The organism is Sporofaciens sp. St.21A7, assembly GCF_059728535.1.
In genome coordinates this window covers 4,293,529-4,320,246 of sequence record NZ_BAAGFN010000001.1, presented here as the reverse complement: position 1 = coordinate 4,320,246, position 26,718 = coordinate 4,293,529, and the positions used below count along the sequence as shown (strand labels likewise).

Genomic DNA, 26,718 nt, shown 5'->3' with positions numbered 1-26,718 from the left:
GTGCGTGAGATGTCAATGTTAAAAATCAAAAAAGGCGACACAGTGAAAGTAATCGCAGGAAGCCAGAAAGATAAAGAAGGCAAGGTAATTGCCGTGAACCAGAAGGACGGCAAGGTCGTTGTGGAAGGCGTCAATATGCTGACAAAGCACACAAAGCCAAGCGCTGCGAACCAGAATGGCGGTATTATCCATCAGGAAGGCCCAATCAACATTTCCAACGTAATGTATGTACACAAGGGCAAGCCGACGAGAGTAGGCATTAAGATGGACGGAGACAAGAAAGTCCGTTACGCAAAATCAACAGGCGAAGTGATTGATTAATCTGAGGAAGGAGGGCCAGTGCTTTGAGTAGACTGAAAGAACAGTACCAGAACGAAATCATTGACGCAATGAATAAGAAGTTCGGTTATAAGAATATTATGGAAGTGCCAAAGCTTGACAAGGTTGTTATCAACATGGGCGTCGGCGAGGCAAAAGATAATGCAAAAGTTTTGGATTCAGCGGTTGCTGATCTTGAGAGGATTACAGGACAGAAGGCTGTTATCTGTAAAGCAAAGAAATCGGTTGCGAACTTTAAGCTGAGAGAAGGAATGTCAATCGGATGCAAGGTTACTTTAAGAGGAGAGAAGATGTACGAGTTTGTTGACCGTCTGATTAACCTCGCATTACCCCGTGTACGTGACTTTCGGGGCGTGAATCCGAACGCATTTGACGGAAGAGGGAATTATGCCCTTGGTATCAAGGAGCAGCTCATCTTCCCTGAGATTGAGTACGATAAGATCGACAAGGTAAGAGGTATGGATGTTATCTTTGTTACGACAGCGAAGACAGACGAAGAGGCGCGCGAACTGTTAAAGCAGTTTAACATGCCGTTCAAAAAGTAAAGGAGGTAAATTATGGCTAAGACAGCAATGAAAATCAAGCAGCAGAAAAAGCAGAAGTTCTCGACCAGAGAATACAACCGCTGCAGGATCTGTGGACGTCCACATGCATATTTGAGAAAATATGGTATCTGCCGTGTTTGCTTCCGTGAGCTGGCATACAAAGGACAGATTCCAGGCGTTAAAAAAGCAAGTTGGTAAGGAGGAAAAGAATCATGACTATGACTGATCCAATCGCAGATATGCTTACAAGAATCCGTAATGCGAATACTGCTAAACATGATACAGTAGATGTGCCATCTTCCAAGATGAAGCTTGCGATAGCGAATATCTTACTGGACGAGGGTTACATTGAGAAATACGACATCGTAGAGGACGGCGTGTTCAAGACGCTCCACATCACATTGAAATACGGTGCGGACAAGAATGAGAAAGTTATCACAGGCCTGAAACGTATTTCCAAACCAGGTCTTCGTGTATACGCAGGAAGTGCTGATGTACCTAAGGTATTCGGCGGACTTGGCACAGCGATCATTTCCACAAATAAGGGCGTGATCACAGACAAAGAAGCAAGAAAGCTCGGCGTAGGCGGAGAGGTTCTTTGCTATATCTGGTAACAAAGAAGCATCACAACACTAAATTCGTGAAAAACCTCATTAAGTGTTGCGATGTGCGTTCGTACTAGGTTCGGGGAATACCTCACCAAGTACTTGCAGCAAAGGAAACATCACAACACTAAATTCGTGAAAAACCTCATTAAGTGTTGCGATGTGCGTTCGTACTAGGTTCGGGGATTACCTCACCAAGTACTTGCAGCAAAGGAAACATCACAACACTAAATTCGTGAAAAACCTCATTAAGTGTTGCGATGTGCGTTCGTACTAGGTTCGGGGAATACCTCACCAAGTACTCACAGCAACTGAAAACAGAGCAGGCGCGAAGTTCTGCTCCGAAAATCTAAGTTAAGGAGGATATAGGTATGTCACGTATAGGAAGACTGCCGATTACAATCCCGGCGGGAGTGACCGTTGAGATTGCGGAAAATAATAAAGTGACTGTAAAAGGTCCAAAAGGAACACTTGAAAGAGAACTTCCGACAGAGATGGAGATTAAATTAGACGGCGACACAGTCGTTGTAACAAGACCGAACGACTTAAAGAAGATGAAATCTTTACACGGCCTTACAAGGACGCTGGTGAACAACATGGTCGTAGGTGTTACAGAAGGATACCAGAAGGTTCTGGAAGTAAACGGCGTTGGTTACAGGGCTGCAAAGTCCGGAAGTAAGCTCACATTGAGTCTTGGATATTCTCACCCAGTTGAAATGACAGATCCGGAGGGCGTGGAGACTGTTGTAGAAGGACAGAACAAAATCGTCGTTAAAGGTATCGATAAAGAAAAAGTAGGCCAATACGCAGCTGAAATCAGAGACAAGAGAAGACCGGAGCCATATAAGGGCAAGGGAATTAAGTATGCTGATGAAGTAATCAGACGTAAAGTTGGTAAGACTGGTAAGAAATAAGTAAGGAGAGTGTGAAAATGGTTAGCAAAAAATCAAGAAGTGAAGTTCGCGCAGGAAAACACAGAAGAATCCGCAACCGTTTGAGCGGCACGCCTGAGTGCCCGCGTTTGGCTGTGTTTAGAAGCAATAATCATATGTATGCTCAAATTATTGACGATACAGTTGGAAATACTCTGGTTTCCGCTTCCACTCTTCAGAAAGATGTGAAAGCAAACTTAGAAAAGACTAACAACGTTGATGCAGCAGCATATTTAGGCAAAGTGATTGCAGAAAAGGCAATCGAAAAAGGTATTAAGGATGTAGTCTTTGACAGAGGCGGCTTTATATACCATGGTAAGATTCAGGCATTAGCAGACGCAGCTAGAGAAGCTGGGTTGAATTTCTAGAAGGAGGAGCACACATGAAACAAGAACGTATTGATGCTAATTCACTGGAATTAAATGAGAAAGTAGTGTCAATTAAGCGTGTAACCAAAGTTGTTAAAGGTGGCCGTAATATGAGATTCACAGCTTTAGTAGTTGTCGGCGATGGAAATGGCCATGTTGGTGCAGGTTTAGGGAAAGCTACTGAGATTCCGGAAGCAATCCGCAAAGGAAAAGAAGATGCTGCGAAGAACCTTATTACCGTAGCATTGGATGATAATGAGAGTATCACACATGATTTTACCGGAAAATTCGGAGGCGCATCCGTACTGCTTAAAAAGGCTCCGGAAGGTACAGGAGTAATCGCCGGAGGCCCGGCGCGTGCCGTAATCGAGATGGCAGGAATCAAGAATATTCGTACGAAATCTCTTGGTTCCAACAATAAGCAGAACGTTGTCCTTGCTACCATCGCAGGGTTACGCCAGATTAAGACTCCGGAAGAGGTAGCACGTCTTCGCGGTAAATCCATTGAAGAGATTTTAGGCTAAGGAGGCAGATTCAGATGGCAGATTTAAAGGTTACATTAGTAAAATCCACGATTGGCGCCGTACCTAAGCATAAAAAGACTGTAGAAGCATTGGGGCTTAGGAAGCTCAACAAGACAGTTGTCCTGCCGGACAATGCGGCGACCAGAGGAATGGTTAAACAGGTTTCACACCTGGTAAAAGTAGAGGAAGCATAATTATATCGGATAAGGAGGTGTCACAATGGATTTATCAAACTTAAAACCTGCGGATGGAGCAAAACAGAGTGATAATTTCAGAAGAGGGCGTGGACACGGTTCTGGTAACGGAAAGACAGCCGGTAAAGGACACAAAGGCCAGAAGGCTCGTTCCGGAGCAACAAGGCCGGGCTTTGAAGGCGGTCAGATGCCGTTATATAGAAGAATACCAAAGAGAGGATTTACGAACCGTAATTCCAAGACAATCGTTGGTATTAATATCGATGCTCTTGAAGTGTTTGATAATGACGCTGTTGTTTCTGTAGAGACGTTGATCGAACAGGGAATCGTTAAGAATCCAAGAGATGGCGTTAAGATTCTTGGTAACGGTGAACTGACGAAGAAACTGACTGTACAGGCCAACGCATTCAGCAAAACTGCTGTAGAGAAGATTGAGGCTGTAGGTGGAAAAGCAGAGGTGATCTAATGTTAGAGACATTTCGGAAAGCATTCCAGATCAAAGACATCCGTAATAAGATTGTCTATACGTTTTTGATGCTGGTTGTAATTAGAATTGGCTCCCAATTACCGACGCCTGGAGTAAATTCCAATTATATCAAAGAATTTTTCGCACAGAACACTGGTGAAGCGTTTAACTTGTTTAACGCTTTCACTGGTGGCTCTTTTGAACAGATGTCCGTATTTGCATTAAGTATTACGCCGTACATTACGTCATCCATCATCATGCAGCTTCTCACAATCGCCATCCCTAAGCTGGAAGAGATGCAGAAGGAAGGCGAGGACGGGCGGAAGAAGATTGCAGCGATTACCCGTTACCTTACGGTAGGGCTTGCGCTGTTTGAGTCTACGGCGATGGCAGTAGGGTTCGGACGCCAGGGGCTTCTGGTGAAGTTCAATTTCGTGAATGCTGCGATTGTTGTCCTGACATTGACGGCAGGTTCCGCATTTTTGATGTGGATCGGCGAGCGGATTACGGAGAAGGGCGTTGGAAACGGTATCTCTATCGTCCTGGTTATCAACATTGTTTCAAGAGTGCCAAGTGATATGACATCACTGTTTGATCAGTTTGTGAAAGATAAACCGATTGCGTCAGCAGGGCTTGCGGTTCTCGTGATTCTTGCCATTATCATCTTATTGGTGGTATTCGTAGTCATCCTGCAGGGGGGAGAAAGAAGGATTGCCGTATCCTACTCCCAGAAGATGGCAGGCAGGAAGATGTATGGAGGACGTACTACGAATATTCCTCTGAAGGTCAATACTGCGGGAGTCATTCCAATTATCTTCGCATCATCCCTGATGCAGTTCCCGATTGTGATTGCATCATTTCTGGGAAAAGGAGACGGGACTGGCGTAGGCAGTGAGATTTTAAGAGGATTGAACCAGGGGAACTGGTGTAATCCGGAGAAGATTCAGTATTCATGGGGATTGTTAGTCTATATTGTCCTAACCGTATTTTTCGCTTACTTCTATACTTCTATTACGTTCAATCCGTTAGAGATTGCCAATAATATGAAGAAGAACGGCGGGTTCGTGCCGGGTATCCGTCCTGGCAGGCCAACGGTTGAATACTTAACTAATATTTTGAATTATATCATCTTTATTGGAGCGTGCGGGCTGATTGTGATTCAGATAATCCCGATTTTCTTCAATGGCTGGCTGGGGGCGAGCGTATCTTTCGGCGGTACTTCGCTTATCATTATTGTCAGCGTTGTGTTAGAGACAATGAAGCAGATCGAGTCGCAGATGCTTGTCCGTAACTATAAAGGCTTTTTAAATAGCTAGTATTATATTATTGATTTTAGTGAATTCTGTATGCGCCATCCGCATCATCGGCACGTCGGCGAAGCTTATGGCAGCCTGTTGCGCGGCTTGCCGTGCCGAGAAGGATGGGCTGCAGGATTCATTATTATATACGGCCATTTGGCAGATTGTCAGTGGCAGCTTTTCTGTCGTAGAACTCGCGGGATTCTTTTCGCGGGTTATCATGCTATAAAGAGGAGGAACATTTCTTATGAAGATTATCATGTTAGGAGCCCCAGGAGCGGGCAAAGGGACACAGGCGAAGAAGATTGCCGCGAAATACGACATTCCTCATATCTCTACCGGCGACATTTTCCGGGCGAACATTAAAAATGGGACAGAACTTGGCAATAAGGCGAAGACGTATATGGATCAGGGGCTTCTGGTTCCGGACGAGCTGGTGGTAGATCTGGTGGTAGACAGGGTAAAGCAGGACGACTGTAAGAATGGGTATGTGCTGGACGGTTTCCCGCGGACCATCCCTCAGGCAGAGGCATTAGATAAGGCGCTGGCAGCAATCGGCGAGAAGATGGATTATGCTATCGACGTAGATGTGCCGGATGAGAATATCGTACACCGTATGTCCGGACGCCGTGCCTGCGTGGGATGCGGAGCTACATACCATCTGGAGTATGCGCCGACAAAGACCGAGGGCATCTGTGATGCCTGCGGAAAGGAACTGATTCTGCGGGACGACGATAAGCCGGAGACGGTGAAGAAGCGCCTGGGTGTTTACCATGAGCAGACACAACCGTTGATTGATTATTATACGAATGCAGGCATTCTCAGGACTGTTGATGGGACTGTGGATATCAACGATGTATTCCAGACGATTGTGGATATTCTAGGAGAGTAAGAATATGGCAATTACGATAAAATCGGCGAGAGAGATTGAATTAATGACAGAAGCCGGACGTATATTGGAGATTGTTCACAATGAGTTAGAGAAAGCCCTTCATCCGGGAATGAGTACCAAGGACATAGACAGGCTGGGGGAGGATATCATCCGAAGCTATGGGTGTATCCCATCCTTCCTTGGCTATGACGGCTATCCTGCGTCAATCTGTGTTTCGGTCAATGATGAAGTCGTCCACGGGATTCCGGATAAACACCGGATTCTAAAGGAGGGGGACATCGTAAGCCTGGATGCAGGCGTAATCTATAAAGGATATCACTCCGATGCCGCAAGGACTTACGGCATCGGGGAAATCAGCAAGGAGGCGGAAACTCTGATCAGGGTGACGAGGGAATGCTTCTTTGAAGGTATAAAGTTTGCAAAAGTTGGCAATCATCTATGTGATATTGCGGCAGCGATTGACAGCCATGCCGGCAAGTACGGATACGGAGTGGTACGCGACCTGTGCGGACATGGAATCGGGACCGAACTGCATGAGCCGCCTCAGATACCGAATTATAAGATGGACAGAAAAGGCGTGAAGCTCAGGGCTGGAATGACCCTGGCGATTGAACCGATGATCAATATGGGAACCTGGGAAGTGAAATGGCTGGAGGATAAATGGACCGTCGTGACAAAGGACCATAAGTTTTCCGCGCACTACGAGAATACGGTATTGATCACAGAGGGAGAACCAAGGCTTTTGACCTTGACAGACCAAGATGCAGCGCTTTAGTAGACGGAGGATGCAGCGATGGAGGGATTTAAGGCAGGTATGCTTGCGCGCTCAAAAGCGGGCCACGACAAGGGAAAAGTTTATGTTATAATCGAAGAGGACGACACATATGTATATTTAGCGGACGGCGGCATTAGAACACTTGGGCATCTCAAAAAGAAGAAAAAGAAGCATGTCCAGCCCATATTAAAGGAACATGACGTCTCCGCTGCTGATGATACAGCGATCAAACGGATTTTAAAAGAATGGAGTATGGAGGAAAGTAAGACATGTCAAAAGCTGACGTAATCGAAATCGAAGGAACTGTAGTAGAGAAACTGCCCAACGCAATGTTTCAGGTGGAGTTAGAGAACGGACATCAGGTGCTGGCCCACATCAGCGGGAAGCTGAGAATGAATTTTATCAAGATTCTGCCGGGAGACAAGGTAACGCTGGAACTGTCACCCTATGACTTGTCCAAGGGAAGAATCATCTGGAGAGATAAGTAGGAGCCGGGCTTTCTTGCTGGAGAAAGCCGGAAATATATTTGGAAATATATGAAATTGTCTATTGACTTTGCTTGACAGGCGGTGCTATAATATATAAGCGTGTTTTCGGGCATTTTTATAGGATTTGTGTACTTCTTATAGCCTGTCTGGCAAATACGCAGGTAGAATGTTGGCATAGCAATGGATGAAAGGAGGATTTGACGTGAAGGTTAGATCATCAGTAAAACCAATTTGCGAAAAATGCAAAGTAATTAAGAGAAAAGGAAGCGTTCGCATCATTTGCGAGAATCCCAAGCATAAGCAGCGTCAGGGCTAGGCAGTGGCAGTGGCACTGAACACTTAGTGAATCCAAGCGCAGGGCGCGCAGGATGAACTTAGTGAGAAGGCCGTTCTCTGAGCGACAGCGAAGAGAACATCATCGACTTATGCATCAAATTAGGCGGCTGATAGTACTGACACGCCAGGGAGCGTGTAGACTATTTGATATACAAGGAGCACCTGTAGCCGGTGAACATCCTTCGTATATTGCTTCTAATGCCGGCCCGTCATTACCGGATGGTTCATTCGGTGGCCGGAAAGGGCGTGGATACCGAAACACGCCTGGACAAAAGGGGAATCCTTAAAGTCCCTATTAAAGACAGTATGTAAACAGTAAAAGAATTTTTAGAAAAATGGAGGAAATTCACATGGCTCGTATCGCAGGTGTAGATTTACCAAGAGACAAACGTGTTGAAATCGGATTAACTTATATCTACGGAATCGGCAGGGCAAGTTCTAACCGTATTCTGGCAGAGGCAGGGGTTGATCCAGACATTCGCTGCAGAGATCTTACGGACGAGGATGTTAAGAAGATCAGCGCGGTCATCGATGAGACACAGATGGTAGAAGGTGACTTGAGAAGAGAGATTGCGCTGAACATCAAGAGACTGCAGGAAATCGGATGCTATAGAGGAATCCGTCATAGGAAGGGACTTCCGGTCCGTGGTCAGAAGACGAAGACCAACGCAAGAACCAGAAAAGGACCTAAGAGAACTGTTGCGAATAAAAAGAAATAGCATAAAATGAAAAAATAAAAAGGAAAGAGTAGGTTAGTTTTATTATGGCAAAGAAAGTTACAAAGAAAGTGACAAAAAAACGTGTCAAGAAAAACGTTGAACGCGGACAAGCACATATCCAGTCATCTTTTAATAATACCATCGTTACATTGACAGATGCACAGGGTAACGCACTTTCATGGGCAAGTGCAGGCGGTCTGGGATTTAGAGGTTCAAGGAAATCTACCCCTTATGCAGCGCAGATGGCGGCTGAGACAGCGGCTAAGGCGGCATTGGTACATGGTCTGAAATCCGTTGATGTTATGGTAAAGGGACCAGGTTCAGGTAGAGAAGCAGCGATTCGTGCCCTTCAGGCATGTGGAATTGATGTAACCAGCATTAAGGACGTTACTCCTGTACCGCACAACGGATGCCGTCCACCAAAGCGCAGAAGAGTTTAGCTTCGAGCTTAGATTTTTACCCGTTCTTCGAGCGAAGGCGAGAAGAACAACCTTATTAGAAAAATAGGAGGAGTAATATAACATGGCAGTGAATAGAGTCCCGGTTCTGAAAAGATGCAGATCCCTTGGCATGGATCCGGTTTATTTGGGAATTGATAAGAAGTCGAACAGACAGTTAAAAAGAACCAATCGGAAAATGAGTGAGTATGGTCTCCAGTTACGTGAGAAGCAGAAAGCAAAATTCATCTACGGCGTATTAGAGAAGCCATTCAGGAACTATTTCGAGAAGGCGCAGCGCATGAGCGGCATGACCGGTGAGAACCTGATGAGGCTCTTAGAGTCAAGGTTGGATAACGTCGTATTCCGATTAGGTCTTGCAAGGACAAGACGTGAGGCAAGGCAGATCGTTGACCACAAGCATGTTCTGGTAAACGGAAAGCAGATCAACATCCCTTCTTATCTGATTAAGGCAGGGGATGTGATTGAAATCAAAGAAAAGCATAAAAGCTCTCCGAGATATAAGGAGATTGTGGAAGCTACAGGAGGACGTCTTGTTCCGGAATGGCTGGATGCTGACCTTGAGAATCTGAAAGGGACAGTAAAGGAGCTCCCGAGGCGTGATGTCATCGATGTTCCTGTAGATGAGATGTTGATTGTCGAGCTGTATTCTAAATAATAAACCGTAACACCACAGGAGGTGGACTTAGTGTTTGATTTTAATAAACCCAATATTGAGATAACTGAGATTTCAGAAGATAAGAAATATGGAAAATTTGTTGTAGAGCCTCTTGAGAGAGGATACGGTACGACATTAGGGAATTCTCTGAGAAGGATTATGCTTTCATCTCTGCCTGGCGCTGCGATCAGTCAGGTGAAGATTGACGGCGTTCTTCACGAGTTTAGTTCGATTCCGGGTGTTAAGGAAGATGTTACAGAGATTATCATGAACTTGAAGTCCCTGGCAATCAAGAATACATGCGACACAGATGAACCAAAGACCGCCTATATCGAGTTTGAGGGAGAAGGCGTTGTCACGGCGGCGGATATTCAGGTGGATCAGGATATTGAGATCATGAATCCGGAGACGGTTATTGCGACATTGAACGGCGGGGCAGACAGTAAGTTATATATGGAACTGACCATCACAAAGGGCAGGGGCTATGTAAGTTCTGACAAGAATAAGAATGATGAATTGCCGATCGCAGTGATTCCGATTGATTCTATCTATACCCCGGTGGAGCGTGTGAACCTTACGGTAGAGAACACGCGTGTCGGACAGATTACAGATTTTGACAAATTGACATTAGACGTATATACCAATGGGACATTGCTTCCGGACGAGGCGGTCAGCCTTGCGGCTAAAGTATTGAGCGAGCATCTGAAGCTCTTTATCGACCTTTCAGAGGTGGCTCAGGCTGCGGAGGTCATGATTGAGAAAGAGGACGATGAGAAAGAGAAAGTCCTTGAGATGAGTATCGACGAGCTGGAATTGTCTGTCCGTTCCTTCAACTGTTTGAAGAGGGCAGGAATCAATACGGTAGAAGAGCTGACCAACAGGACGCCGGAAGATATGATGAAAGTGCGGAATCTTGGACGGAAGTCGTTAGAGGAAGTGCTTGCGAAGTTAGATGAGTTGGGATTAGGGTTGAGCAGAGGCGAAGAGTAAGTTTCACCGGTAAATCCGAAGTGTGCGGTGGAAGCATTTGGCTAGTAAGCCCGAAGAAGCGTAACCAAGTGTAGAAATGGAGGAAAAGAAAGATGGCTAAGTATAGAAAGCTGGGCAGGACGTCCAGCCAGAGAAAAGCATTGCTGAGAAATCAGGTAACAGCTTTGATTAACCATGGAAGGATTGTGACTACCGAAGCAAAGGCAAAAGAAATCCGTAAGATTGCGGAAGGCCTGATTGCAATGGCAGTAAGAGAGAGAGACAATTACGAGGAAGTTACCGTAAAGGCTAAGGTTGCCCGCAAGGACAAGGACGGCAAGAGAGTAAAAGAAGTTGTGGACGGCAAGAAGGTTACGGTTTACGACGAAGTAGACAAGAAGATTAAGAAGGATAAGCCAAGCAGGCTGCACGCACGCCGTCAGATGCTGAAAGTCCTGTATCCTGTAAAGGATGTGCCGCAGAAGGCAGCGGGAAGAAAGAGGAACACCAAGCAGGTAGACCTTGTAGCGAAGCTCTTTGATGAGATTGCTCCAAAGTATGAGAACCGTCACGGCGGATATACAAGAATCGTTAAGATTGGCCAGCGTAAGGGCGATGCTGCTATGGAAGTTCTGATTGAGCTTGTATAAGATTAAAAATATGAAAAAGACGAGCAAGAAAGATGTTCTTGTTCGTCTTTTTTTGCCCTATTCTATGTTAAATTTATATCGCTGCCGTTAAATAATCTACTTATGCCCAACCTGCTTACAACCGCTTCCAAAGGTGATATAATGTCTGTAACTGCAAAAAATGTAGAAATAAGTAAGAGAAGAGAGGTTTAGTCATGAGCAGACTAGAGATTGACTCGCCCAAAAGAGCCAGGATAGTTATGGAAGAGCTATACAAGGATTTGGAGCGGAGAATTGAGTCCAGCCCGCCGGGACTCTGTCCTGTGGAGATGTCCCGTGCGTTTCTGGAATTGTGCCATGCGCAGACTTGCGGCAAGTGCGTTCCCTGCCGTATCGGTCTGGGGCAGTTGAGTTATCTGATTAAGGACGTCCTTGATGGGAAGGCGACCATGGAGACTTTGGACATTATGGAGCAGACGGCTCTTTCTATCATGGAATCGGCAGACTGCGCCATCGGATACGAGGCGGCGCACATGGTATATAAAGGCTTAATCGGATACCGTGACGATTATGAGGAGCATATCCGGAATGGAAGGTGTACCTGTACCTACAGCCAGCCGGTGCCTTGTGTATCCCTGTGTCCGGCACATGTGGATATCCCGGGATATATTGCGTTGGTGAGAGAAGGGAGATATGCGGATGCAATCCGGCTCATCCGGAAGGACAATCCGTTCCCGACTACCTGTGGTTTCATCTGTGAGCATCCCTGCGAGGCGCGGTGCAGAAGGAACATGGTGGATGATGCGATCAATATACGCGGGCTCAAGCGTGTAGCGGCTGATTTCGCTGGGGAAGTAGACCCGCCGGCATGCGCACCTTCAACCGGAAAGAAGATTGCGGTACTCGGAGGCGGTCCGGGAGGATTGAGCGCGGCATATTATCTCCAGTTGATGGGGCATCAGGCGACGGTCTATGAGATGCTGCCGAAATTGGGCGGAATGCTGCGTTATGGAATTCCAAACTATCGTCTGCCTAAGGAACGGTTAGAGGAAGATATCAACAGCATTTTAAAGACCGGCGTGGAAGTGAAGTATGGCCTGAAGATTGGGCAGGATATCACGATTCAGGATTTGCGGAAAGAGTATGACGCTGTACTGATTACCATCGGTGCCAGTACGGATAAGAAACTTGGGCTTGAGGGGGAAGACGCGGACGGCGTATTATCCGCAGTACAGTTCTTGCGAAATGTGGGAAGAAACGAGATTATGGATTTGACTGGCAAGGAGGTTGCGGTCATCGGCGGCGGCAACGTTTCCATGGACGCTGTCCGTACGGCAAAACGTCTTGGGGCGAAAAAGGTAAGTATTGTCTACCGGAGAAGAGTTGCAGATATGACGGCGCTTCCGGGAGAGATTGAGGGGGCAGTGGCAGAAGGAATTGAACTCCAGACGTTGAAGGCGCCTTCGTCACTCAAAATCAATGGGGATAACCATATTGAAGGAATCTATGTCAAACCGCAGATGGTCAGTGCAATCCGGGATGGAAGAGCGAGCATCAAGCCTACCGGGGAAGATGATATATACATACCATGCGATATATTAATTGTAGCAATTGGACAGAATATTGAGACGCGTCATTTTGAAGAGGCAGGAATCCCGGTTGAGCGGGGTAAGATTCTTACCAAGAGTACGGGAACATTCGAGAATATGCCTGGCGTATTCGCAGGAGGAGACTGTGCCAGCGGCCCGGCTTCCGTCATCAAGGCGATTGCGGCGGCGAAGGTGGTAGCGGCGAATATTGACGAGTATCTGGGATACCGCCATGAGATTTCCTGTGATGTGGAGATTCCGGAGGCACGCCTAGACGACCGTACGCCATGCGGAAGAGTGAACTTGACGGAGCGCGAAGCTTGCGAGAGAGTCTGTGATTTTGAAGGCGTGGAGAACTGCATGACCGAGAAGGAAGCGAAGCAGGAGGCAGGCAGGTGTCTGCGCTGCGACCACTTTGGTTACGGTATATTTAAAGGAGGCAGAGAGAAATTATGGTAAATCTTATGATTGATGGAAAGCAGATATCCGTAAAAGAAAATACTACCATTATGGAGGCTGCCGCCCAGAATGGGATTCCAATCCCTAAGTTATGTTATCTGAAAGGAATTAATGAAATTGCCGCCTGCCGTGTGTGTGTGGTTGAGCTGGAAGGCAAGGAGAAGCTGATTACTTCCTGCAATAATGTGGCGGAAGAGGGCATGGTTATCTACACCAACAGCCCTAAGGTGCGCCGTCACAGGAGGACGAATGTGGAATTGATTCTGTCCCAGCACGACTGCCAGTGCGTAAGCTGTGCAAGAAGCGGCAACTGCAGCCTGCAGGCTGTGGCAAATGACTTGAATATTCTGGATATCCCTTATAAGAAGGTGCTGGAAAACCAGCCTTGGGACCAGTCCTTCCCGCTGATACGTGATTCTTCCAAGTGTATCAAATGTATGCGCTGCGTCCAGGTCTGTGAGAAGATCCAGGGACTCGGTGTGTGGGATGTGGAAGGTACGGGTTCCCGTACGACCGTGAATGTGTCCGGACACAGAAGTATCCATGAGGCGGACTGTGCGCTTTGCGGCCAGTGTATCACCCACTGTCCGGTAGGGGCGCTCAGGGAGCGTGACGATACGGAGAAGGTATGGAATGCCATTGCGGATAAGAATAAGACGGTGGTGGTTCAGGTTGCTCCGGCGGTACGTACAGCCTGGGGAGAGGAACTTGGCATGAAGCCTGAGGAGGCGACGGTAGGCAAGATATTGGATGCATGTAAGCGGATGGGCGCTGATTATGTGTTTGACACTACATTTTCCGCGGACCTTACGATTATGGAAGAGGGGACGGAATTCCTGAAACGGTTTACCGAGGGAGAGTTAAAGGAACGACCGATGTTCACGTCATGCTGTCCGGGATGGATTCGTTTCATCAAGTCCCAGTTCCCTCATCTGGTAAAACAGCTCTCAACGGCAAAGTCTCCGCAGCAGATGTTTGGGGCGGCAATGAAAACTTATTTTGCCGAAAAGATAGGGGTAGCCCCGGAGCAGATTTATACCGTGTCCGTGATGCCTTGTGTTGCGAAGAAGGGCGAGCGTGAGATGGAACTGTTCCACGGGGAGTATGCTGGGCACGATATCGACGCGGTCATCACGACGAGGGAGCTTGTCAAGATGATTCGTTCCGCACATATCAGCCCGGATACGTTAGAAGACCGCGCAAGCGACCGTCCGATGCAGCAGGGTTCTGGTGCGGGCGTTATCTTTGGAGTAACCGGCGGAGTGATGGAGGCGGCGCTTCGTTCCGCATATTATCTGCTCAAGAAGGAGAATCCTCCGGCAGATGCGTTTAAGGCAGTCAGAAGCCCTGAATTTCAGGCAAACGACGGAGTGATGGAGGCAGAATTTTCCATTGACGATGTGAAAGTACGTACGGCGGTAGTCAGCGGCCTCGGGAATACAAGGGCGTTGCTGAATAAGATTGAGCGAGGAGAGGTGCATTATGATTTCGTAGAAGTCATGGCATGTCCCGGCGGATGCGTCGGAGGAGGCGGACAGCCGATTCATGACGGTGAGGAGCTTGCTTTTGACCGCGGACGTAACCTCTATCATTTGGACGATGAGTCGCAGATCCGTTTCTCCCACGAGAATGAGGACGTACTTGCGATGTATGAGGAGTATTTCGAGAAGCCGATGTCCCATAAGGCGCATATGCTGCTGCATACGGAGCATGTGAGTGCATAGTGACGATGAGGTAGAGAGTTATTTAGCTGTAAGGCGCATATGCTGCTGCATACGGAGCATGTGCGCGCATAGTGATGGAGTGGTATAAAGCCAGGTCCTTGTCGGATGGGCATTTTTAAAGAGAAGAAAATAAAAAACAGCGCCTTCACAGGATAAATTATGCTAAATGCTGTGAAGACGCTGTTCTATTATATCTAAAAGAATATATTTCCTCCGATATTAATACCGGAAACACCGGTCCAGGCTGACCGGAACTGATAACAATTAATCACGGAGGCATGTCTGGAACCTCCAAGCGCAGCCTGAGCCACAGAGTATGCAGTCGAAGAAGGACCTCTTGCAAGGACTTTCTCAAGGCTTCCGTTCCATGTAGGTGCAAACTGACCGGATTGATAGATGACCCCGCGCAGAGAACCCGGATAATTAGGGCTTGCAACACGGTTCATTACTACGGTGGCAACCGCAAGCATAGGGTCATAGCCGGTTGCTTCACATTCAAGCAGCGCCGCAAACAGAGCAACATCTGAGACATTCGCCTCGGTCGGAGGCGCCGTCGTCGTACCGCCGGAAGAGTTGTTATTCGACGAATTCGTATTCGACGGATTGTTATTGGTCTGACCATTGCCATTGTTATTGGGACGTTCACTCGGTGGGACAATGGAACCGGAAATCGCATTATTCTGGGCAAGCCTGAGCGCTTCTTCCGCTGCCCTGGCACGTTCTAGCTGTGCCGTATAATCTTCCAACTGGCTGGAAGTGGAGGAAATCTTGGAAGTAAGTGCATCCTTCTTGGCGTTCAAATCTACCTGCATCGCCGCAAGTTCATCCTGCTTGGCTTTAAGTTCATCCTGCTTTTTCTCTACGCCGGCACAAACTTCACCCAACGCTTCAAGCATGTCCCTGTCATACTCGCTTATGGTCGTCACGTATTCCGCCTTATTCAGGAAATCCCCCATATTGTCGGAGGAAAATAATATCTCCAGCAGCGAGAGGCTTCCGCCTTCATACATGAACTTGATACGGTTCTTCATAGCGGCATATTGGGATTCTTCGTTCAGTTGTGCCGCAGCCAGATCAAGCTTTGCCTTCTCTACCTCGGCGGCAAGCTGTTCAATCTGCGCCGAAGCATTGTCCAATTCAGCACTTAAAGATGACAACTGGCTGTTCAGGTCATTCAAATCATCCTTCAAGTTAGAGGTAGTAATCTCTAATTCTTCTGCCGAAGGTGCGGAATAGGCCGGGACAGTCACAGAAGCTATTGTTACGGCAGAAATGGCAGCCGCCAGAGCTGACCGTAATATACGTTTCTTTTCTTTGGTTATCATATAGTTTTCCTTTCATATTAGCGTGTGCTCAATATATTATACAACAAATTGCAATATAAAGCAAACTTTGTTATGATAGAATATATAAAAATATTGGAAACTGGCAGCCCGTTGCGCCTCCGACGGCGCATTTTGGCTGTAAAAAGGGCAAAGATTAGAAAAGTGAGAGGAAAATGAGGCAGAATATGAACAGATACGACGAAGAAGAGTACAAGCTCGAGAACATTAGGGAACGGATTTATCCGTGGGTCCGAAAGGATTTGGGAGAAATTTCTGAAAAAGATGCGCCGGTGGTGTCATTTATCAATGACCTGAGGATTATATTTGTTATAAAACGTGAGGAAGAAGTATTCGAGATATTGATGGATGATATGCTTCCGCCGGACTGTGACGTGGAGGCTTTGTATTATGCATCCTGTGAGAATCTGGTCAGGGATGTGGAGTTTGTGATTGCAAATACCTGGTACGGAGGGTTCGCGATGCTGGCAGATGGGTGGCATGAGGCAAGTTCTCTGTGTTTCAAGCATATCTGGCAAGTGTGTGTGGATAAATTGGAGGACGATTTGGTCATCATGGCGCCTACAAGGGAAACCGTATTGTTTGCCCCGGCGTCGCAGAACACGGTCATTGACAAGATGACAGAGCACGGAACACAGGCATACAGACAGGCCAGGGACATCGATAAAATCAGTACAGGGCTGATGTTGTTTTCAAAAGACAGAAAGGAATTAGGTGCATATGAAAGGGAAAATTAAGATGATCGGGATGGATTTAGACGGAACGCTTCTGACCTCCCAAAAAGAGTTGACGGCATATACAAGAGACGTCTTGAGGCGCGCCGTAGAACAGGGAATTGTGGCGCTGCCTGCCACGGGAAGGCCTCTGAGCGGAATCCCAGGGGAACTGCTGCGGTTTCCGGGCTTCCGGTATGCGGTTACGGCCAACGGCGGAAGGGTAGTGGATTTCCGCTCAGGAGAAATCTTGTATGAAGAGCTGGTGCCTGTGGAATATGCGAGGAAGGTCCTGGAGGTCTTTTACCGCCATGATGCCTTCCGGGAGATATATTTTGACGGAACTGGATATGCACAGGAAGACGCCCTGCAGAATGTGGACCGTTATATAGAAGAGCCGCCTATGAGGGAGTATCTGCTGCGGACGCGTATTCCCGTGGCGAATCTATGGGAAAAGTTCGAGGAGGAGAACCGTGGTTCAGATAAGGTGCAGGGGTTGTTCGTCACGCTGGAAGAGCGTGATTTGGCGCTTGAGGAGCTTAGGGAGATTCCGGGCATTGAGATTACGGGAGCGTTGAAGAGGAATATAGAGGTAAACGCGGCAGGAGTTAATAAGGGCAGGGCTTTGGTAAGGCTCGGGGAGAGACTGGGCATCCGGCGGGAGGAAATCATGGCGTTCGGAGACGGCTCTAACGATTTAAAGATGCTGAAAGAAGTGGGGACGGGGGTCGCCATGGAAAATGCGAAGGATGAAGTCAAAGAAGCGGCGGATTACATAGCCGGATTGAATGATGAAGACGGAGTGGCAAAATTTATCGAGGCATATGTGCTGAACTGATAGAAAATCAGGAGGGGAAAAGAAATGTTAGATATCATAAAAGTAATTATACTTGGAATTGTGGAGGGTATTACCGAGTGGCTTCCGGTCAGCAGTACGGGGCATTTGATTCTGGTAGGGGATTTGCTGAAGCCTAGCATGAGCGATGCATTCATGGAGATGTTCAATGTGGTAATCCAGCTTGGGGCGATTATGGCTGTGGTAGTACTATATTTTCATAAACTAAACCCATTTTCCCCGACAAAGACGCAGAAACAGAAGATGCTGACCTGGCAGATGTGGATTAAGGTGGTGATTGCGTCCGTCCCGGCGGCGTTGATTGGCCTGCCTTTCAATGACCTTCTGGATAAACTGTTCTATAAGCCTCTGCCGGTGGCAATCATGCTGATTGTGTATGGCGTGCTCTTTATAATAGTAGAAAACCGAAATGTAGGGCGAAGGCCTAAGGTGAAGAGGATTTCGGAGTTGACGGTGCCGATGCTGCTGATTATCGGGGTGTTCCAGATGCTTGCGCTGATTCCGGGTACGTCCCGGTCGGGCGCGACCATTGTCGGGGCGCTGCTGATTGGCATTTCAAGGGAAGTGGCGGCGGAGTTTACCTTTTTCCTTGCTATCCCTGCAATGTTTGGGGCGAGCCTGTTGAAGCTGGTGAAATTTGGGTTTCATTTTACCAGCAAGGAGTTAGGGCTTCTGATTCTGGGCTGTGTGGTATCCTTCGGGCTGTCCGTTGCAGCAATCCGTTTCCTGATGGGATATATTAAGAAGCATGACTTTAAGATATTTGGTTATTACCGTATTGTCCTTGGAGGAATTATTGTGGCCGTGACGGTGGTTCAGCTTCTCCTTGCATAAAACTTGCATAAAAAATGACTGGAAATGCTTGCTTTTTTCCGATAAAGTGGTAAAATACAAGATGTGCATTTTTATGCATGAAAATTTATACACATAAGGACACACCGTAATGCATGTCCCATGCGGGGCGGGCATGTATTACGGTGTGCCCTTGGGTATAAAATGTATAGGAGGATATGGAAAATGAAATTCAGGAAATTTACAGGTATATTATTGGCTGCGGCATGTGTCATGTCCATGGCGGCATGCGGCTCTAAAGGGGATTCGGACAGTGGTTCCGGAAGCGACTCCAAGGGTGGGGAGGACGCAGGTTCTTCCGCGGTAACTGCAAAGGTGATTGAGATTGATTTGACGGACGAGGAGTATGCGTTCGGCGTGGACAAGTCCCAGCCGGAGTTATTAGAGCAGGTCAATGCATTTGTAGGCAAAATCAAAGGAGACGGTACGCTGGAAGAAATCTGTGACAAGTATTTCGGCGACGGGGAGCCACAGGCGGTAGAGTCCGCAGAGCTTGACGACTCTAAGGACCAGTTGGTGGTAGCTACGAACGCTGCATTTGAGCCATTTGAGTATACCAAAGGGGACAGCTACTATGGGATTGACATGGAGATTGCTTCTTTGCTTGCAGAAGAGCTGGATAAGGAGTTAGTCATCCAGAACATGGATTTTGACGCGGTCTGCCTGTCCGTCAGCCAGCAGAAATGTGATATTGCTATGGCGGGACTGACGATTAACGAAGAGCGGGAAGAGTATGTGACGTTCACGGATGCTTACTATTCTGCATCCCAGAGATTGATTGTACCGGACAGTGATACGGCGTTTGATGACTGCAAGGATGCAGATGCCGTGGCGGAGCTTCTTGGAAAGCTTGGCGGCGGGGATTCCATCGGCGTACAGGCGGGAACTACCGGCCAGTATTACGTGGAAGGCGACGAGGACTGGGGATTTGACGGTCTTCCGGCAAAATGCGTGACTTATAAGAGTGGTTCTCTTGCCGTGCAGGATATGCTGAATGGGAATATTAAGTATGTGATTATTGATGCTGCGCCTGCGGCGGCGATTACGGAAGCAATCAATGAGATGCAGTAGGATATCGTAAATTATGGGGAATTTTGATCAGAAAGTAAATAAGTTTTTAGAGATTTTTCTGGAAGAAGGCGGCTATGTCAAGGTTCTCGAAGGGTTACAGAATACGTTGCTGATTGCCGTGGCAGGCCTGCTCATCGGTATCCTGATTGGGACGGTGATTGCAACTGTGCGGGTCTTGCCTAAGTATAAAGTGCTTCCAAGGATTTTGAATGGAATCTGCAGCTTCTATGTAGCGCTGTTCCGCGGGACGCCCATTGTTGTCCAGCTGCTTGTGTTCTACTATGTGCTTCTTCCGATTATCGGATGGAAGATTACGGGCGTCCAGGTCGCTATGTTGGTGTTCGGGCTGAACAGCGGCGCGTACATATCCGAAATCATGCGCAGCGGGATTCAGTCGGTTGACCCGGGACAGATGGAGGCGGGCCGGGCCGTTGGACTGAGCTTCGGCGTGAGTATGACGAAAATCGTTATTCCGCAGGCGGTCAAGAATATTCTCCCTACATTGGGAAATGAGTTCATTTCCCTGATTAAGGAGACGTCGGTCGTTAGTTTTGTGGGGGCGGCGGATTTGTACGTGGCGTTTAACTATATTGGAAGCAACAGTTATGAGTTCATGGTTCCTTATCTGGTGATGGCGCTGATTTATATCGTGCTGGTGCTGTTTATTTCGCTGCTTGTGAAATTGATGGAAAGGAGCTTGAAGAAGAGTGATAGACGTAATTAATCTCAGGAAGAGCTTTGGGGATATGGAGGTTCTCAAGGGAATCGACATTACCATCAATAAGGGTGATATTGTGGCGGTAATCGGGCCTTCCGGGTCTGGAAAGAGTACGTTTTTGCGTTGTCTGAACTGTATGGAGGACCCGACCGGAGGCAGTATTGTGTTCAATGGTGTGGATATTGCGGATATGAGCGTGGATATCAATGTACACCGCAGGCATATGGGCATGGTGTTCCAGCATTTTAACCTGTTTAACAATAAGACTGTGCTGCAGAATATTATGATGGCTCCGGTATATTTACGGTGCCAGGATTTGAAAAAGGTGAAACGGAAGAATAGCCTGACTCGTTTTGGCAATCTGTTCCGGGGCAGCAGTAAGAAGGAGCTGCTTCCTGTCACCCAGAACAGTGAGCAGATTAAGCGTGAAGTAAGGGAGAAGGCCATGGCGCTGTTACAGAGGATTGGCCTGGAGGATAAGGCAGACGTCTATCCGTCTACACTGTCCGGCGGGCAGAAGCAGAGGATTGCCATTGTGCGTTCCCTCGCCATGGACCCGGATGTGATTCTGTTTGACGAGCCGACGTCCGCGTTGGACCCGGAGATGGTAGGCGAGGTGTTAGAGCTGATGAAACAGCTTGCCGGCGACGGGATGACCATGGTGGTGGTCACTCATGAGATGGGGTTTGCAAGGGAAGTGGCGAACCGGGTGGTATTCATGGACGAAGGGCAGATTAAGGAGGAAGGATGCCCGGAGGAGTTCTTCGGAAACCCTAAGGAGCCGAGGCTTCAAGATTTCTTATCGAAAATATTATAAATAAAGCGGCATCCTTTTTAGGGTGCCGCAAACTTTTCTGTGAATGGTTTGCCTATGCATAGTGGTACTGCTTTCTGCGGTTTGCCAGTCTGATTTCGTACTCGATGTGGCATAGTTGATAGTATAGTCTGATTTCGTACTTGTGTCAAGCATAAATTGCAGAATTTCATATATTGATAATTGTCTAAATATTCTTTATAATGGAGGAAAATACATAAAGTCAAAAGGAGGCTTTAGGATTATGGAGATTAGAGAAGGATATATGCCTTATCTGGAGTATAAGACATATTATCGTATTGTGGGGAAGACGACAGGCAATAAGAAACCGCTGGTGCTGCTGCACGGCGGGCCGGGGTCAACACACAATTATTTTGAGGTGCTTGACCGTCTTGCAGAGGAAGACGGGCGCGAACTCATCATGTATGACCAGATTGGCTGCGGGGAATCCTATGTTGAGAACCGGCCTGACCTGTGGAATGCGAAGACTTGGATTGACGAGCTGGTTGCGCTGAGGGAGCATCTTGGGCTTGACGAGATTCATCTTCTGGGGCAGTCTTGGGGCGGAATGCAGCTTTTGGACTATGTCTGCAACCGGAAACCGGAAGGGTTAAAGAGCCTGATTCTGTCCAGTACGCTTCCCGCGTCCTGGATGTGGGGGATTGAGCAGCATAGAATGATTAAGGAGTTGCCTCAGGAGATGCAGGATGCGATTGAGAAAGCGACCTCTTCCAACGATTACAGTGACCCGGCTTATGTTGCGGCAGAGACTGAGTACATGCTTCGCCATGCTGCAGGGGCGGTTACGGAAGAGTCGCCGGAATGCCTGAGGCGTCCTGTGAAAAAGGGCGGCGAGTCCTATGTTGTTGGCTGGGGGCCCAATGAGTATACGCCGCTGGGGACATTGAAGGATTATGATGTGACGGAGCAGTTAAAGGATATTAAAGAGCCGACGCTGGTGATTAACGGGGGCAATGATCTGTGTACGCCTTATATTGCAAAATATATGTATGACAGGATACCCAATTCCAGATGGGAGCTGTTCCGCACCTGCAGACATATGTGTTTCGTGGAAGATACGGACAGGTATGTGGAATTGATGAAGGAGTGGCTGAATGCCAACGATTAATTTGTTAAAAAGAGGATGCGCCTTGGGAGAGACGCATCCTCTTTTGAGAGAATAATGAATGAGGCTTATACGATATGCCACCTTCCTGTATATTCTAACAGATAACGGGCTGATGATACAGTGTATAGATAAACTTTTAACAAAAAATTAGCATAACTCATTTTCATCCTCCCGCATCCGGTATCCGACGCCCACTTCCGTGAACAGAAATTGAGGCTTTGAAGGGTTCTGTTCAATTTTACGGCGTATGTTCGCCATATTGACCCGCAGGATCCGATTGTTATCTCCGGTAAATGGTCCCCATACATTTGACATGATTGCGGAGTACGTCATGACTTTGCCTGAATTTCGGGCAAGAAAGGCGACGATTTTGTACTCAATCTGTGTCAGGTGAATCTCTTTGCCGTCCACGGTAAGCATCCGTTTATCGAAATCCAGCAGAAGCCCCCGGCAGCGGTAGGGGCGGATGTACAGGGCGGAATTGGAGTCCATCCGGTTGCTGTGGCGCAGGGAGGCACGGATTCTTGCCAGCATCTCGGGCGTGCCGAAGGGCTTGGTGATGTAATCGTCTGCGCCCAGGTCCAGGGCGGAAACTTTGTCCCGTTCGCCTGTCCGGGCAGAGACCACGATGATTGGGCAGCTCGTCCATTTGCGCACGGAAGTAATCACGTCATTTCCTTCGATGTCAGGAAGCCCTAAGTCAAGAAGTATGATATCCGGACATTGGGAGCTGATGAGGGACAGCCCCGCTTTTCCGGAAACGGCAGTGATGACCCGGTAGCCGTTGGATTTTAATGCTTTTGACATGAAGTCAGAGATGTTTTTTTCGTCTTCGATGATTAATACGGTATAGTTTGGAGTTGCCATAAATTGTTCTCCTTTGTCCTTACTTTACATGATTGGAAGGGAAAATGCAAATTCAGCGCCGTTTTCATGATTGTGGGCCGTAATCGTCCCGCCGTGTGCCTGTACGATGGTGCGGCAGATGGATAAGCCAATGCCCATGCCCCGCTTGGTATCCGAGGCAAGGGAACTGTCGTATTTACCGCTGAAAATGTCTGGCAGCGCGGAGGTTTTAATCCCTTTTCCATGGTCGATAACGTGAAATGTTACGGTAGGCCCGTCGTTTGTAATGATTAGTTCCGCCGGCTGGGTGCTTTCAGAATGAACTAAGGCATTTTCCAGAAGGTTAATCAGGACTTGCTCGATGAGAAGGAAGTCCATGGGAATCATCAGCATTTCGTCGGGCGCCGATACGTTGATGGCGGCGCCTGGCAGCCGTTTTTCTAGCCTGTCGATTGCTTCGGAAACCACTTCTTCCACCAGCTCCGGCTCTTTAGTGACCTTGTGCCCGTCGTTTTGGATACGTGTGACGGACAGAAGGTTTTCTACCATGTTCAGAAGCCAGTTTGCGTCGTCGTGGATGGTGGTAATCAGCTCTAGCTTTTCGGAGGAATCCAGTTCGTCGTGGTTTTCAATGTAAGATGCGGAAGAGCCGATAATGCTTGTCAGCGGGGTACGCAGGTCATGGGAGATGGCCCGCAGGAGGTTTGCCCGGATCCGCTCTTTTTCTGCTTCGTTCAGTTTCCGTTCCCGCTCGGCAATCATTTCATCCTGCCGGGTGAGCTTCGTGGTCATGGCGCTGGTGGTGATGGTGATGATCAGCATGCAGACGAATGTAACCGGGTATCCGCTCATGGTAAAGTTAATCTCGAAGAACGGATAGGTGAAGCATCCGTTGATAAAGACTACGCAGAACAGGGAAGAGAGGATGCCGTACAGGTATCCGGTGGTCCATCTGGCAATCAGGATGAGGGCGAGGATGTAGACAAATGCAATATTGGCGGTATTATCCTGGCCAAAATGAAAGAATAGGAAAGCAAGCCCGGTTGCCAGGGCAAGCATGATAAGTGTGTACGAGATGTTGCGAAGGAAGTTTTTCATAGGTATTTGTCATGAAAGGGAAACGAATCCCCGGCTCCTTTATTTTGTATTGGTAATAATATTAGTATACCACAAATATCTGTGGAGAGAATAGGGATAATGTAGTATAATTTTGATAGCGCCGTACGGCAGCACCCGGTCCGGATGAAAAGTATTTCTTCCCCCGCCCCGGCATATACTGTCTGTAAAGACGTATATCCGGAGTTGTGTCTATGAATGTAGAAAAAAGGAAAAAGTGGAGAAATCGCGGGATTTTCCTGCTGGCCCTGGTTGCTGCCCTTGTTGGTTCATTTCAATATATTTCCAGCTACTCCACGGTTTCCGGCAATGTCAACGGAAAAGAGATGCCCATCTGTTCCGTGGAAATGAAGGAAAAGAAGGTGGCGCTGACCTTTGACGCTGCCTGGGGCAACGAGGATACCGCAAGAATTCTGGAGATTTTAGAGAAGCATCATGTGCGGGCGACCTTTTTCATGACGGGCGGCTGGGTGGGAAAATATCCGGAGGATGTCCGGGCAATCAAAGAGGCGGGGCATGACCTTGCCAACCACAGTGAGACCCATAGGAGCATGATCGGGCTTGGGAAGGAAGAGGTAAAGCAGGAGGTGTTGTCTGTCCATGAGAAGGTTCTGGAACTGGCTGAGGTGGAGATGCGGCTGTTCCGCGTACCATATGACAATTATGACGACGACGTAATCCGCGGCATACAGGCGTGCGGGTATTATCCGATCCAGTGGTCGGTCAATAGCCTGGACTGGAAGGAGTATGGTGTAGAAAATATCATCGAGACCGTCTTGGGATGCAAGGATCTAAAGAACGGGGCGATTATCCTTCTGCACAACGGAGCGAAGTATACGGCGGACGCGCTGGACGGACTGCTGACAGAGCTTGAAAAGAAAGGATATGAGATGGTTCCGGTGTCGGAATTGATTTATAAGAAAGGGTATTATCTGGACGCAGCGGGGCGTCAGTTAAAGAAGAAGCAGAGACGATAGAAAAAGCATTAGGCAAGAAAGGATAAAGGAAATGGAAAGCAGGGTATCAGTCATCAGTATCATGGTCAAAGACGAAGAAGCGGCAGGGGAGGTAAACGGGCTGCTCCACGAATACCGACAGTATGTCATCGGGCGCATGGGAATTCCCTACAGAGAGCGTGGAATATCCATCATCAGCGTAGTCTTGGATGCGCCTGGGGATGCCACCAGCTCTTTGTCGGGGAAATTAGGGATGTTAAAAGGGGTCGGCGCAAAGACCTTGACCGCAAAAGAGCCGTAATCTGCGGCTCTTTTGGGTTAAAACCGATGAATCCCGCTCTGCAGTTCTTCTGCCCATTTTTGCAGATTGTAGGTTCGTCCTCCGAACAGCTTGAGGAGCGCGCCTGTGGGATTATTTTCATTGGCAAATGCATTCGCCTCATCGGTATCGACATGCATTGCCAAGGCGAAATCCGGATGGACACGGACGACCACGTCGGCAAAAATCAGGGAGCGTTCATAACTCTCCATAATCACGAACACCTCGTCATTGTCTTTGACGTTCAACTGGATTGCCTGGACCGGAGTCATGTGGATATGGCGCTTGGCGACGATAACGCCGTGGCTTAGTTCGATGCTTCCGTTAGGGCCTTCTAAGATACAGCCGGGGGTATCCGCCGTGTCCCCGGACTGGCGGATAACGCCGGGGATTCCCAGCTTCCTTGAGTCTGTCATGGATATCTCTACCTGAGTCTCTTTTCGGAAAGGCCCTAAGACAGCAACATTTTCAAAGGAAGACTTAGGTCCTCTCACGGCAAGGCGTTCCTCGCAGACGTATTGTCCCGGCTGGCTTAAAGAAGCCTTGAAGGTCAGTTCTTTCCCCTCTCCGAACAGAATATCAAAATCTTCGCGGCACAGGTGGATGTGGCGCGCGCTTGTCTCGATTGGGATTGCAAGTCCCATAATTCAATCACCTCATTCGTAAATAATCAAAACCGTAACTTATTTTAGCAAACATGAAGCGTTTTTTCAACGCATGGCTTCCATTTTGACGGAAAATGACATATAATAGGTGTCAGGAACTGTATGCAGAATAAAACAGACAGGAGGATTTGATGATGAGAGACATATGGGAAGGTATTAAGGATTTTTTTGCAAGGGACTGGACGCCTGCGGAGAAGGCGCTGGTGATTCTGTGCTGCATCCTTTTTGGGGTAATCAAGGGATTCTTCCTTGCTCCGATTAAGAGAGGCATCAACTGCGGCAATAATAACGGGAATTCTTATGTCCAGTCTGAGGACGGATGCTGGACGGAGGAAGATGCGTAAGGTTTTCTA

General features: G+C 47.8%; 36 protein-coding genes. 32 read left to right on the top strand and 4 right to left on the bottom strand.

The annotated features are described in order from the left end of the window. The first annotated feature begins 9 nt into the window (after nucleotides 1–9). The 22 genes from rplX to AC6I3O_RS21250 all read left to right on the top strand — a co-directional run bounded on the left by rplX (nucleotide 10) and on the right by AC6I3O_RS21250 (nucleotide 14,967). On the top strand, nucleotides 10–321 hold the full coding sequence (rplX, locus tag AC6I3O_RS21355) for a 50S ribosomal protein L24 (RefSeq protein ID WP_159750275.1): 312 nt from the start codon (nucleotides 10–12) through the stop codon (nucleotides 319–321). 23 nt (nucleotides 322–344) lie between these two features. Further along, nucleotides 345–884 carry a 50S ribosomal protein L5 gene (rplE, locus tag AC6I3O_RS21350; protein ID WP_497852597.1) on the top strand — a complete coding sequence of 180 codons (540 nt, stop codon included), beginning with the start codon at nucleotides 345–347 and terminating at the stop codon, nucleotides 882–884. A gap of 12 nt (nucleotides 885–896) precedes the next feature. Then, nucleotides 897–1,082, top strand: coding sequence for a type Z 30S ribosomal protein S14 (locus AC6I3O_RS21345; protein ID WP_497852596.1), 186 nt, complete (start codon nucleotides 897–899; stop codon nucleotides 1,080–1,082). Between the two features lie 14 nt (nucleotides 1,083–1,096). Then, complete coding sequence (gene rpsH, locus AC6I3O_RS21340; protein WP_497852595.1) at nucleotides 1,097–1,498, top strand: 30S ribosomal protein S8; 402 nt, start codon at nucleotides 1,097–1,099, stop codon at nucleotides 1,496–1,498. A gap of 362 nt (nucleotides 1,499–1,860) precedes the next feature. Continuing rightward, a complete protein-coding gene (rplF, locus tag AC6I3O_RS21335) occupies nucleotides 1,861–2,403 on the top strand; it encodes a 50S ribosomal protein L6 (protein ID WP_497852594.1) in 543 nt (180 codons plus the stop codon). Between the two features lie 17 nt (nucleotides 2,404–2,420). Next, nucleotides 2,421–2,789: a 50S ribosomal protein L18 gene (gene rplR / locus AC6I3O_RS21330; protein ID WP_491867982.1), complete on the top strand. Its 369-nt coding sequence runs from the start codon at nucleotides 2,421–2,423 to the stop codon at nucleotides 2,787–2,789. 14 nt (nucleotides 2,790–2,803) lie between these two features. Then, nucleotides 2,804–3,313, top strand: a complete 510-nt coding sequence (gene rpsE, locus AC6I3O_RS21325; protein ID WP_491867983.1) for a 30S ribosomal protein S5 — start codon at nucleotides 2,804–2,806, stop codon at nucleotides 3,311–3,313. 14 nt (nucleotides 3,314–3,327) lie between these two features. Further along, nucleotides 3,328–3,507 (top strand): 50S ribosomal protein L30, encoded by a 180-nt coding sequence (gene rpmD / locus AC6I3O_RS21320; protein ID WP_491867984.1) that lies wholly within the window; start codon nucleotides 3,328–3,330, stop codon nucleotides 3,505–3,507. Between the two features lie 25 nt (nucleotides 3,508–3,532). Beyond that, entirely contained in the window at nucleotides 3,533–3,973 is a 441-nt protein-coding gene (rplO, locus tag AC6I3O_RS21315; RefSeq protein ID WP_497852593.1) for a 50S ribosomal protein L15, read from the top strand. Further along, a complete protein-coding gene (secY, locus tag AC6I3O_RS21310; RefSeq protein ID WP_497852592.1) occupies nucleotides 3,973–5,289 on the top strand; it encodes a preprotein translocase subunit SecY in 1,317 nt (438 codons plus the stop codon). Before rplO ends, secY begins: the two co-directional genes overlap by 1 nt. 229 nt (nucleotides 5,290–5,518) lie before the next feature. Continuing rightward, on the top strand, nucleotides 5,519–6,163 hold the full coding sequence (locus tag AC6I3O_RS21305; protein ID WP_497852591.1) for an adenylate kinase: 645 nt from the start codon (nucleotides 5,519–5,521) through the stop codon (nucleotides 6,161–6,163). Between the two features lie 4 nt (nucleotides 6,164–6,167). Continuing rightward, nucleotides 6,168–6,938, top strand: a complete 771-nt coding sequence (gene map / locus AC6I3O_RS21300; RefSeq protein ID WP_497852590.1) for a type I methionyl aminopeptidase — start codon at nucleotides 6,168–6,170, stop codon at nucleotides 6,936–6,938. 18 nt (nucleotides 6,939–6,956) lie between these two features. After that, complete coding sequence (locus tag AC6I3O_RS21295; RefSeq protein WP_497852589.1) at nucleotides 6,957–7,226, top strand: KOW domain-containing RNA-binding protein; 270 nt, start codon at nucleotides 6,957–6,959, stop codon at nucleotides 7,224–7,226. Next, the gene (infA, locus tag AC6I3O_RS21290) at nucleotides 7,208–7,426 is read left to right on the top strand and encodes a translation initiation factor IF-1 (protein WP_004607275.1); all 219 of its coding nucleotides are present in this window, start codon (nucleotides 7,208–7,210) and stop codon (nucleotides 7,424–7,426) included. The genes AC6I3O_RS21295 and infA overlap by 19 nt, the downstream gene beginning before the upstream one ends. Before the next feature lie 202 nt (nucleotides 7,427–7,628). After that, entirely contained in the window at nucleotides 7,629–7,742 is a 114-nt protein-coding gene (gene rpmJ / locus AC6I3O_RS21285; protein WP_005339020.1) for a 50S ribosomal protein L36, read from the top strand. A 370-nt stretch (nucleotides 7,743–8,112) separates the two neighbouring features. Then, the gene (gene rpsM, locus AC6I3O_RS21280; protein WP_497852588.1) at nucleotides 8,113–8,481 is read left to right on the top strand and encodes a 30S ribosomal protein S13; all 369 of its coding nucleotides are present in this window, start codon (nucleotides 8,113–8,115) and stop codon (nucleotides 8,479–8,481) included. 44 nt (nucleotides 8,482–8,525) lie between these two features. Beyond that, nucleotides 8,526–8,921, top strand: coding sequence for a 30S ribosomal protein S11 (rpsK, locus tag AC6I3O_RS21275; protein ID WP_004607272.1), 396 nt, complete (start codon nucleotides 8,526–8,528; stop codon nucleotides 8,919–8,921). Nucleotides 8,922–9,003: 82 nt separating this feature from the next. Next, nucleotides 9,004–9,597, top strand: coding sequence for a 30S ribosomal protein S4 (rpsD, locus tag AC6I3O_RS21270; protein WP_497852587.1), 594 nt, complete (start codon nucleotides 9,004–9,006; stop codon nucleotides 9,595–9,597). A gap of 30 nt (nucleotides 9,598–9,627) precedes the next feature. Beyond that, nucleotides 9,628–10,587 carry a DNA-directed RNA polymerase subunit alpha gene (locus tag AC6I3O_RS21265; protein ID WP_497852586.1) on the top strand — a complete coding sequence of 320 codons (960 nt, stop codon included), beginning with the start codon at nucleotides 9,628–9,630 and terminating at the stop codon, nucleotides 10,585–10,587. 92 nt (nucleotides 10,588–10,679) lie between these two features. Continuing rightward, nucleotides 10,680–11,216: a bL17 family ribosomal protein gene (locus tag AC6I3O_RS21260; protein ID WP_497852585.1), complete on the top strand. Its 537-nt coding sequence runs from the start codon at nucleotides 10,680–10,682 to the stop codon at nucleotides 11,214–11,216. A gap of 194 nt (nucleotides 11,217–11,410) precedes the next feature. Continuing rightward, the gene (locus AC6I3O_RS21255; protein WP_497852584.1) at nucleotides 11,411–13,243 is read left to right on the top strand and encodes an NAD(P)-binding protein; all 1,833 of its coding nucleotides are present in this window, start codon (nucleotides 11,411–11,413) and stop codon (nucleotides 13,241–13,243) included. Further along, on the top strand, nucleotides 13,237–14,967 hold the full coding sequence (locus AC6I3O_RS21250; RefSeq protein ID WP_497852583.1) for a [FeFe] hydrogenase, group A: 1,731 nt from the start codon (nucleotides 13,237–13,239) through the stop codon (nucleotides 14,965–14,967). The genes AC6I3O_RS21255 and AC6I3O_RS21250 overlap by 7 nt, the downstream gene beginning before the upstream one ends. A gap of 194 nt (nucleotides 14,968–15,161) precedes the next feature. On the opposite strand, the gene AC6I3O_RS21245 is transcribed toward AC6I3O_RS21250, so the two are convergent. Continuing rightward, a complete protein-coding gene (locus tag AC6I3O_RS21245; RefSeq protein ID WP_497852582.1) occupies nucleotides 15,162–16,292 on the bottom strand; it encodes a coiled-coil domain-containing protein in 1,131 nt (376 codons plus the stop codon). A 185-nt stretch (nucleotides 16,293–16,477) separates the two neighbouring features. Here AC6I3O_RS21245 and AC6I3O_RS21240 point away from each other — a divergent pair, with 185 nt between their 5' ends. The 7 genes from AC6I3O_RS21240 to pepI all read left to right on the top strand — a co-directional run bounded on the left by AC6I3O_RS21240 (nucleotide 16,478) and on the right by pepI (nucleotide 22,463). Next, nucleotides 16,478–17,047 (top strand): hypothetical protein, encoded by a 570-nt coding sequence (locus AC6I3O_RS21240; protein WP_497852581.1) that lies wholly within the window; start codon nucleotides 16,478–16,480, stop codon nucleotides 17,045–17,047. Next, nucleotides 17,031–17,861 (top strand): Cof-type HAD-IIB family hydrolase, encoded by an 831-nt coding sequence (locus tag AC6I3O_RS21235; protein ID WP_497852580.1) that lies wholly within the window; start codon nucleotides 17,031–17,033, stop codon nucleotides 17,859–17,861. The genes AC6I3O_RS21240 and AC6I3O_RS21235 overlap by 17 nt, the downstream gene beginning before the upstream one ends. Before the next feature lie 24 nt (nucleotides 17,862–17,885). Further along, nucleotides 17,886–18,713: an undecaprenyl-diphosphate phosphatase gene (locus tag AC6I3O_RS21230; RefSeq protein ID WP_497852579.1), complete on the top strand. Its 828-nt coding sequence runs from the start codon at nucleotides 17,886–17,888 to the stop codon at nucleotides 18,711–18,713. Nucleotides 18,714–18,896: 183 nt separating this feature from the next. After that, complete coding sequence (locus AC6I3O_RS21225; protein ID WP_497852578.1) at nucleotides 18,897–19,802, top strand: ABC transporter substrate-binding protein; 906 nt, start codon at nucleotides 18,897–18,899, stop codon at nucleotides 19,800–19,802. 13 nt (nucleotides 19,803–19,815) lie between these two features. Continuing rightward, nucleotides 19,816–20,526 (top strand): amino acid ABC transporter permease, encoded by a 711-nt coding sequence (locus AC6I3O_RS21220; RefSeq protein ID WP_497852577.1) that lies wholly within the window; start codon nucleotides 19,816–19,818, stop codon nucleotides 20,524–20,526. Then, a complete protein-coding gene (locus tag AC6I3O_RS21215) occupies nucleotides 20,510–21,337 on the top strand; it encodes an amino acid ABC transporter ATP-binding protein (protein ID WP_497852576.1) in 828 nt (275 codons plus the stop codon). The genes AC6I3O_RS21220 and AC6I3O_RS21215 overlap by 17 nt, the downstream gene beginning before the upstream one ends. Nucleotides 21,338–21,575: 238 nt before the next feature. Next, nucleotides 21,576–22,463, top strand: coding sequence for a proline iminopeptidase (gene pepI / locus AC6I3O_RS21210; RefSeq protein ID WP_497853553.1), 888 nt, complete (start codon nucleotides 21,576–21,578; stop codon nucleotides 22,461–22,463). Nucleotides 22,464–22,610: 147 nt separating this feature from the next. Here the strand turns inward: pepI and AC6I3O_RS21205 are convergent, their stop codons facing one another. Together AC6I3O_RS21205 and AC6I3O_RS21200 are read right to left on the bottom strand one after the other, a co-directional pair. Then, on the bottom strand, nucleotides 22,611–23,330 hold the full coding sequence (locus AC6I3O_RS21205; protein WP_497852575.1) for a response regulator: 720 nt from the start codon (nucleotides 23,328–23,330) through the stop codon (nucleotides 22,611–22,613). Between the two features lie 24 nt (nucleotides 23,331–23,354). Continuing rightward, the gene (locus AC6I3O_RS21200; protein WP_497852574.1) at nucleotides 23,355–24,407 is read right to left on the bottom strand and encodes a sensor histidine kinase; all 1,053 of its coding nucleotides are present in this window, start codon (nucleotides 24,405–24,407) and stop codon (nucleotides 23,355–23,357) included. Between the two features lie 212 nt (nucleotides 24,408–24,619). Here AC6I3O_RS21200 and AC6I3O_RS21195 point away from each other — a divergent pair, with 212 nt between their 5' ends. After that, a complete protein-coding gene (locus AC6I3O_RS21195) occupies nucleotides 24,620–25,402 on the top strand; it encodes a polysaccharide deacetylase family protein (protein WP_497852573.1) in 783 nt (260 codons plus the stop codon). A gap of 31 nt (nucleotides 25,403–25,433) precedes the next feature. Continuing rightward, nucleotides 25,434–25,682 carry a TM1266 family iron-only hydrogenase system putative regulator gene (locus AC6I3O_RS21190; RefSeq protein ID WP_497852572.1) on the top strand — a complete coding sequence of 83 codons (249 nt, stop codon included), beginning with the start codon at nucleotides 25,434–25,436 and terminating at the stop codon, nucleotides 25,680–25,682. Between the two features lie 17 nt (nucleotides 25,683–25,699). Here the strand turns inward: AC6I3O_RS21190 and pduL are convergent, their stop codons facing one another. After that, nucleotides 25,700–26,344, bottom strand: coding sequence for a phosphate propanoyltransferase (gene pduL / locus AC6I3O_RS21185; protein WP_497852571.1), 645 nt, complete (start codon nucleotides 26,342–26,344; stop codon nucleotides 25,700–25,702). A 152-nt stretch (nucleotides 26,345–26,496) separates the two neighbouring features. Between pduL and AC6I3O_RS21180 the strand changes: the two genes are divergently transcribed. Beyond that, on the top strand, nucleotides 26,497–26,709 hold the full coding sequence (locus tag AC6I3O_RS21180) for a hypothetical protein (RefSeq protein WP_497852570.1): 213 nt from the start codon (nucleotides 26,497–26,499) through the stop codon (nucleotides 26,707–26,709). The last annotated feature ends 9 nt before the right edge of the window (nucleotides 26,710–26,718 follow it).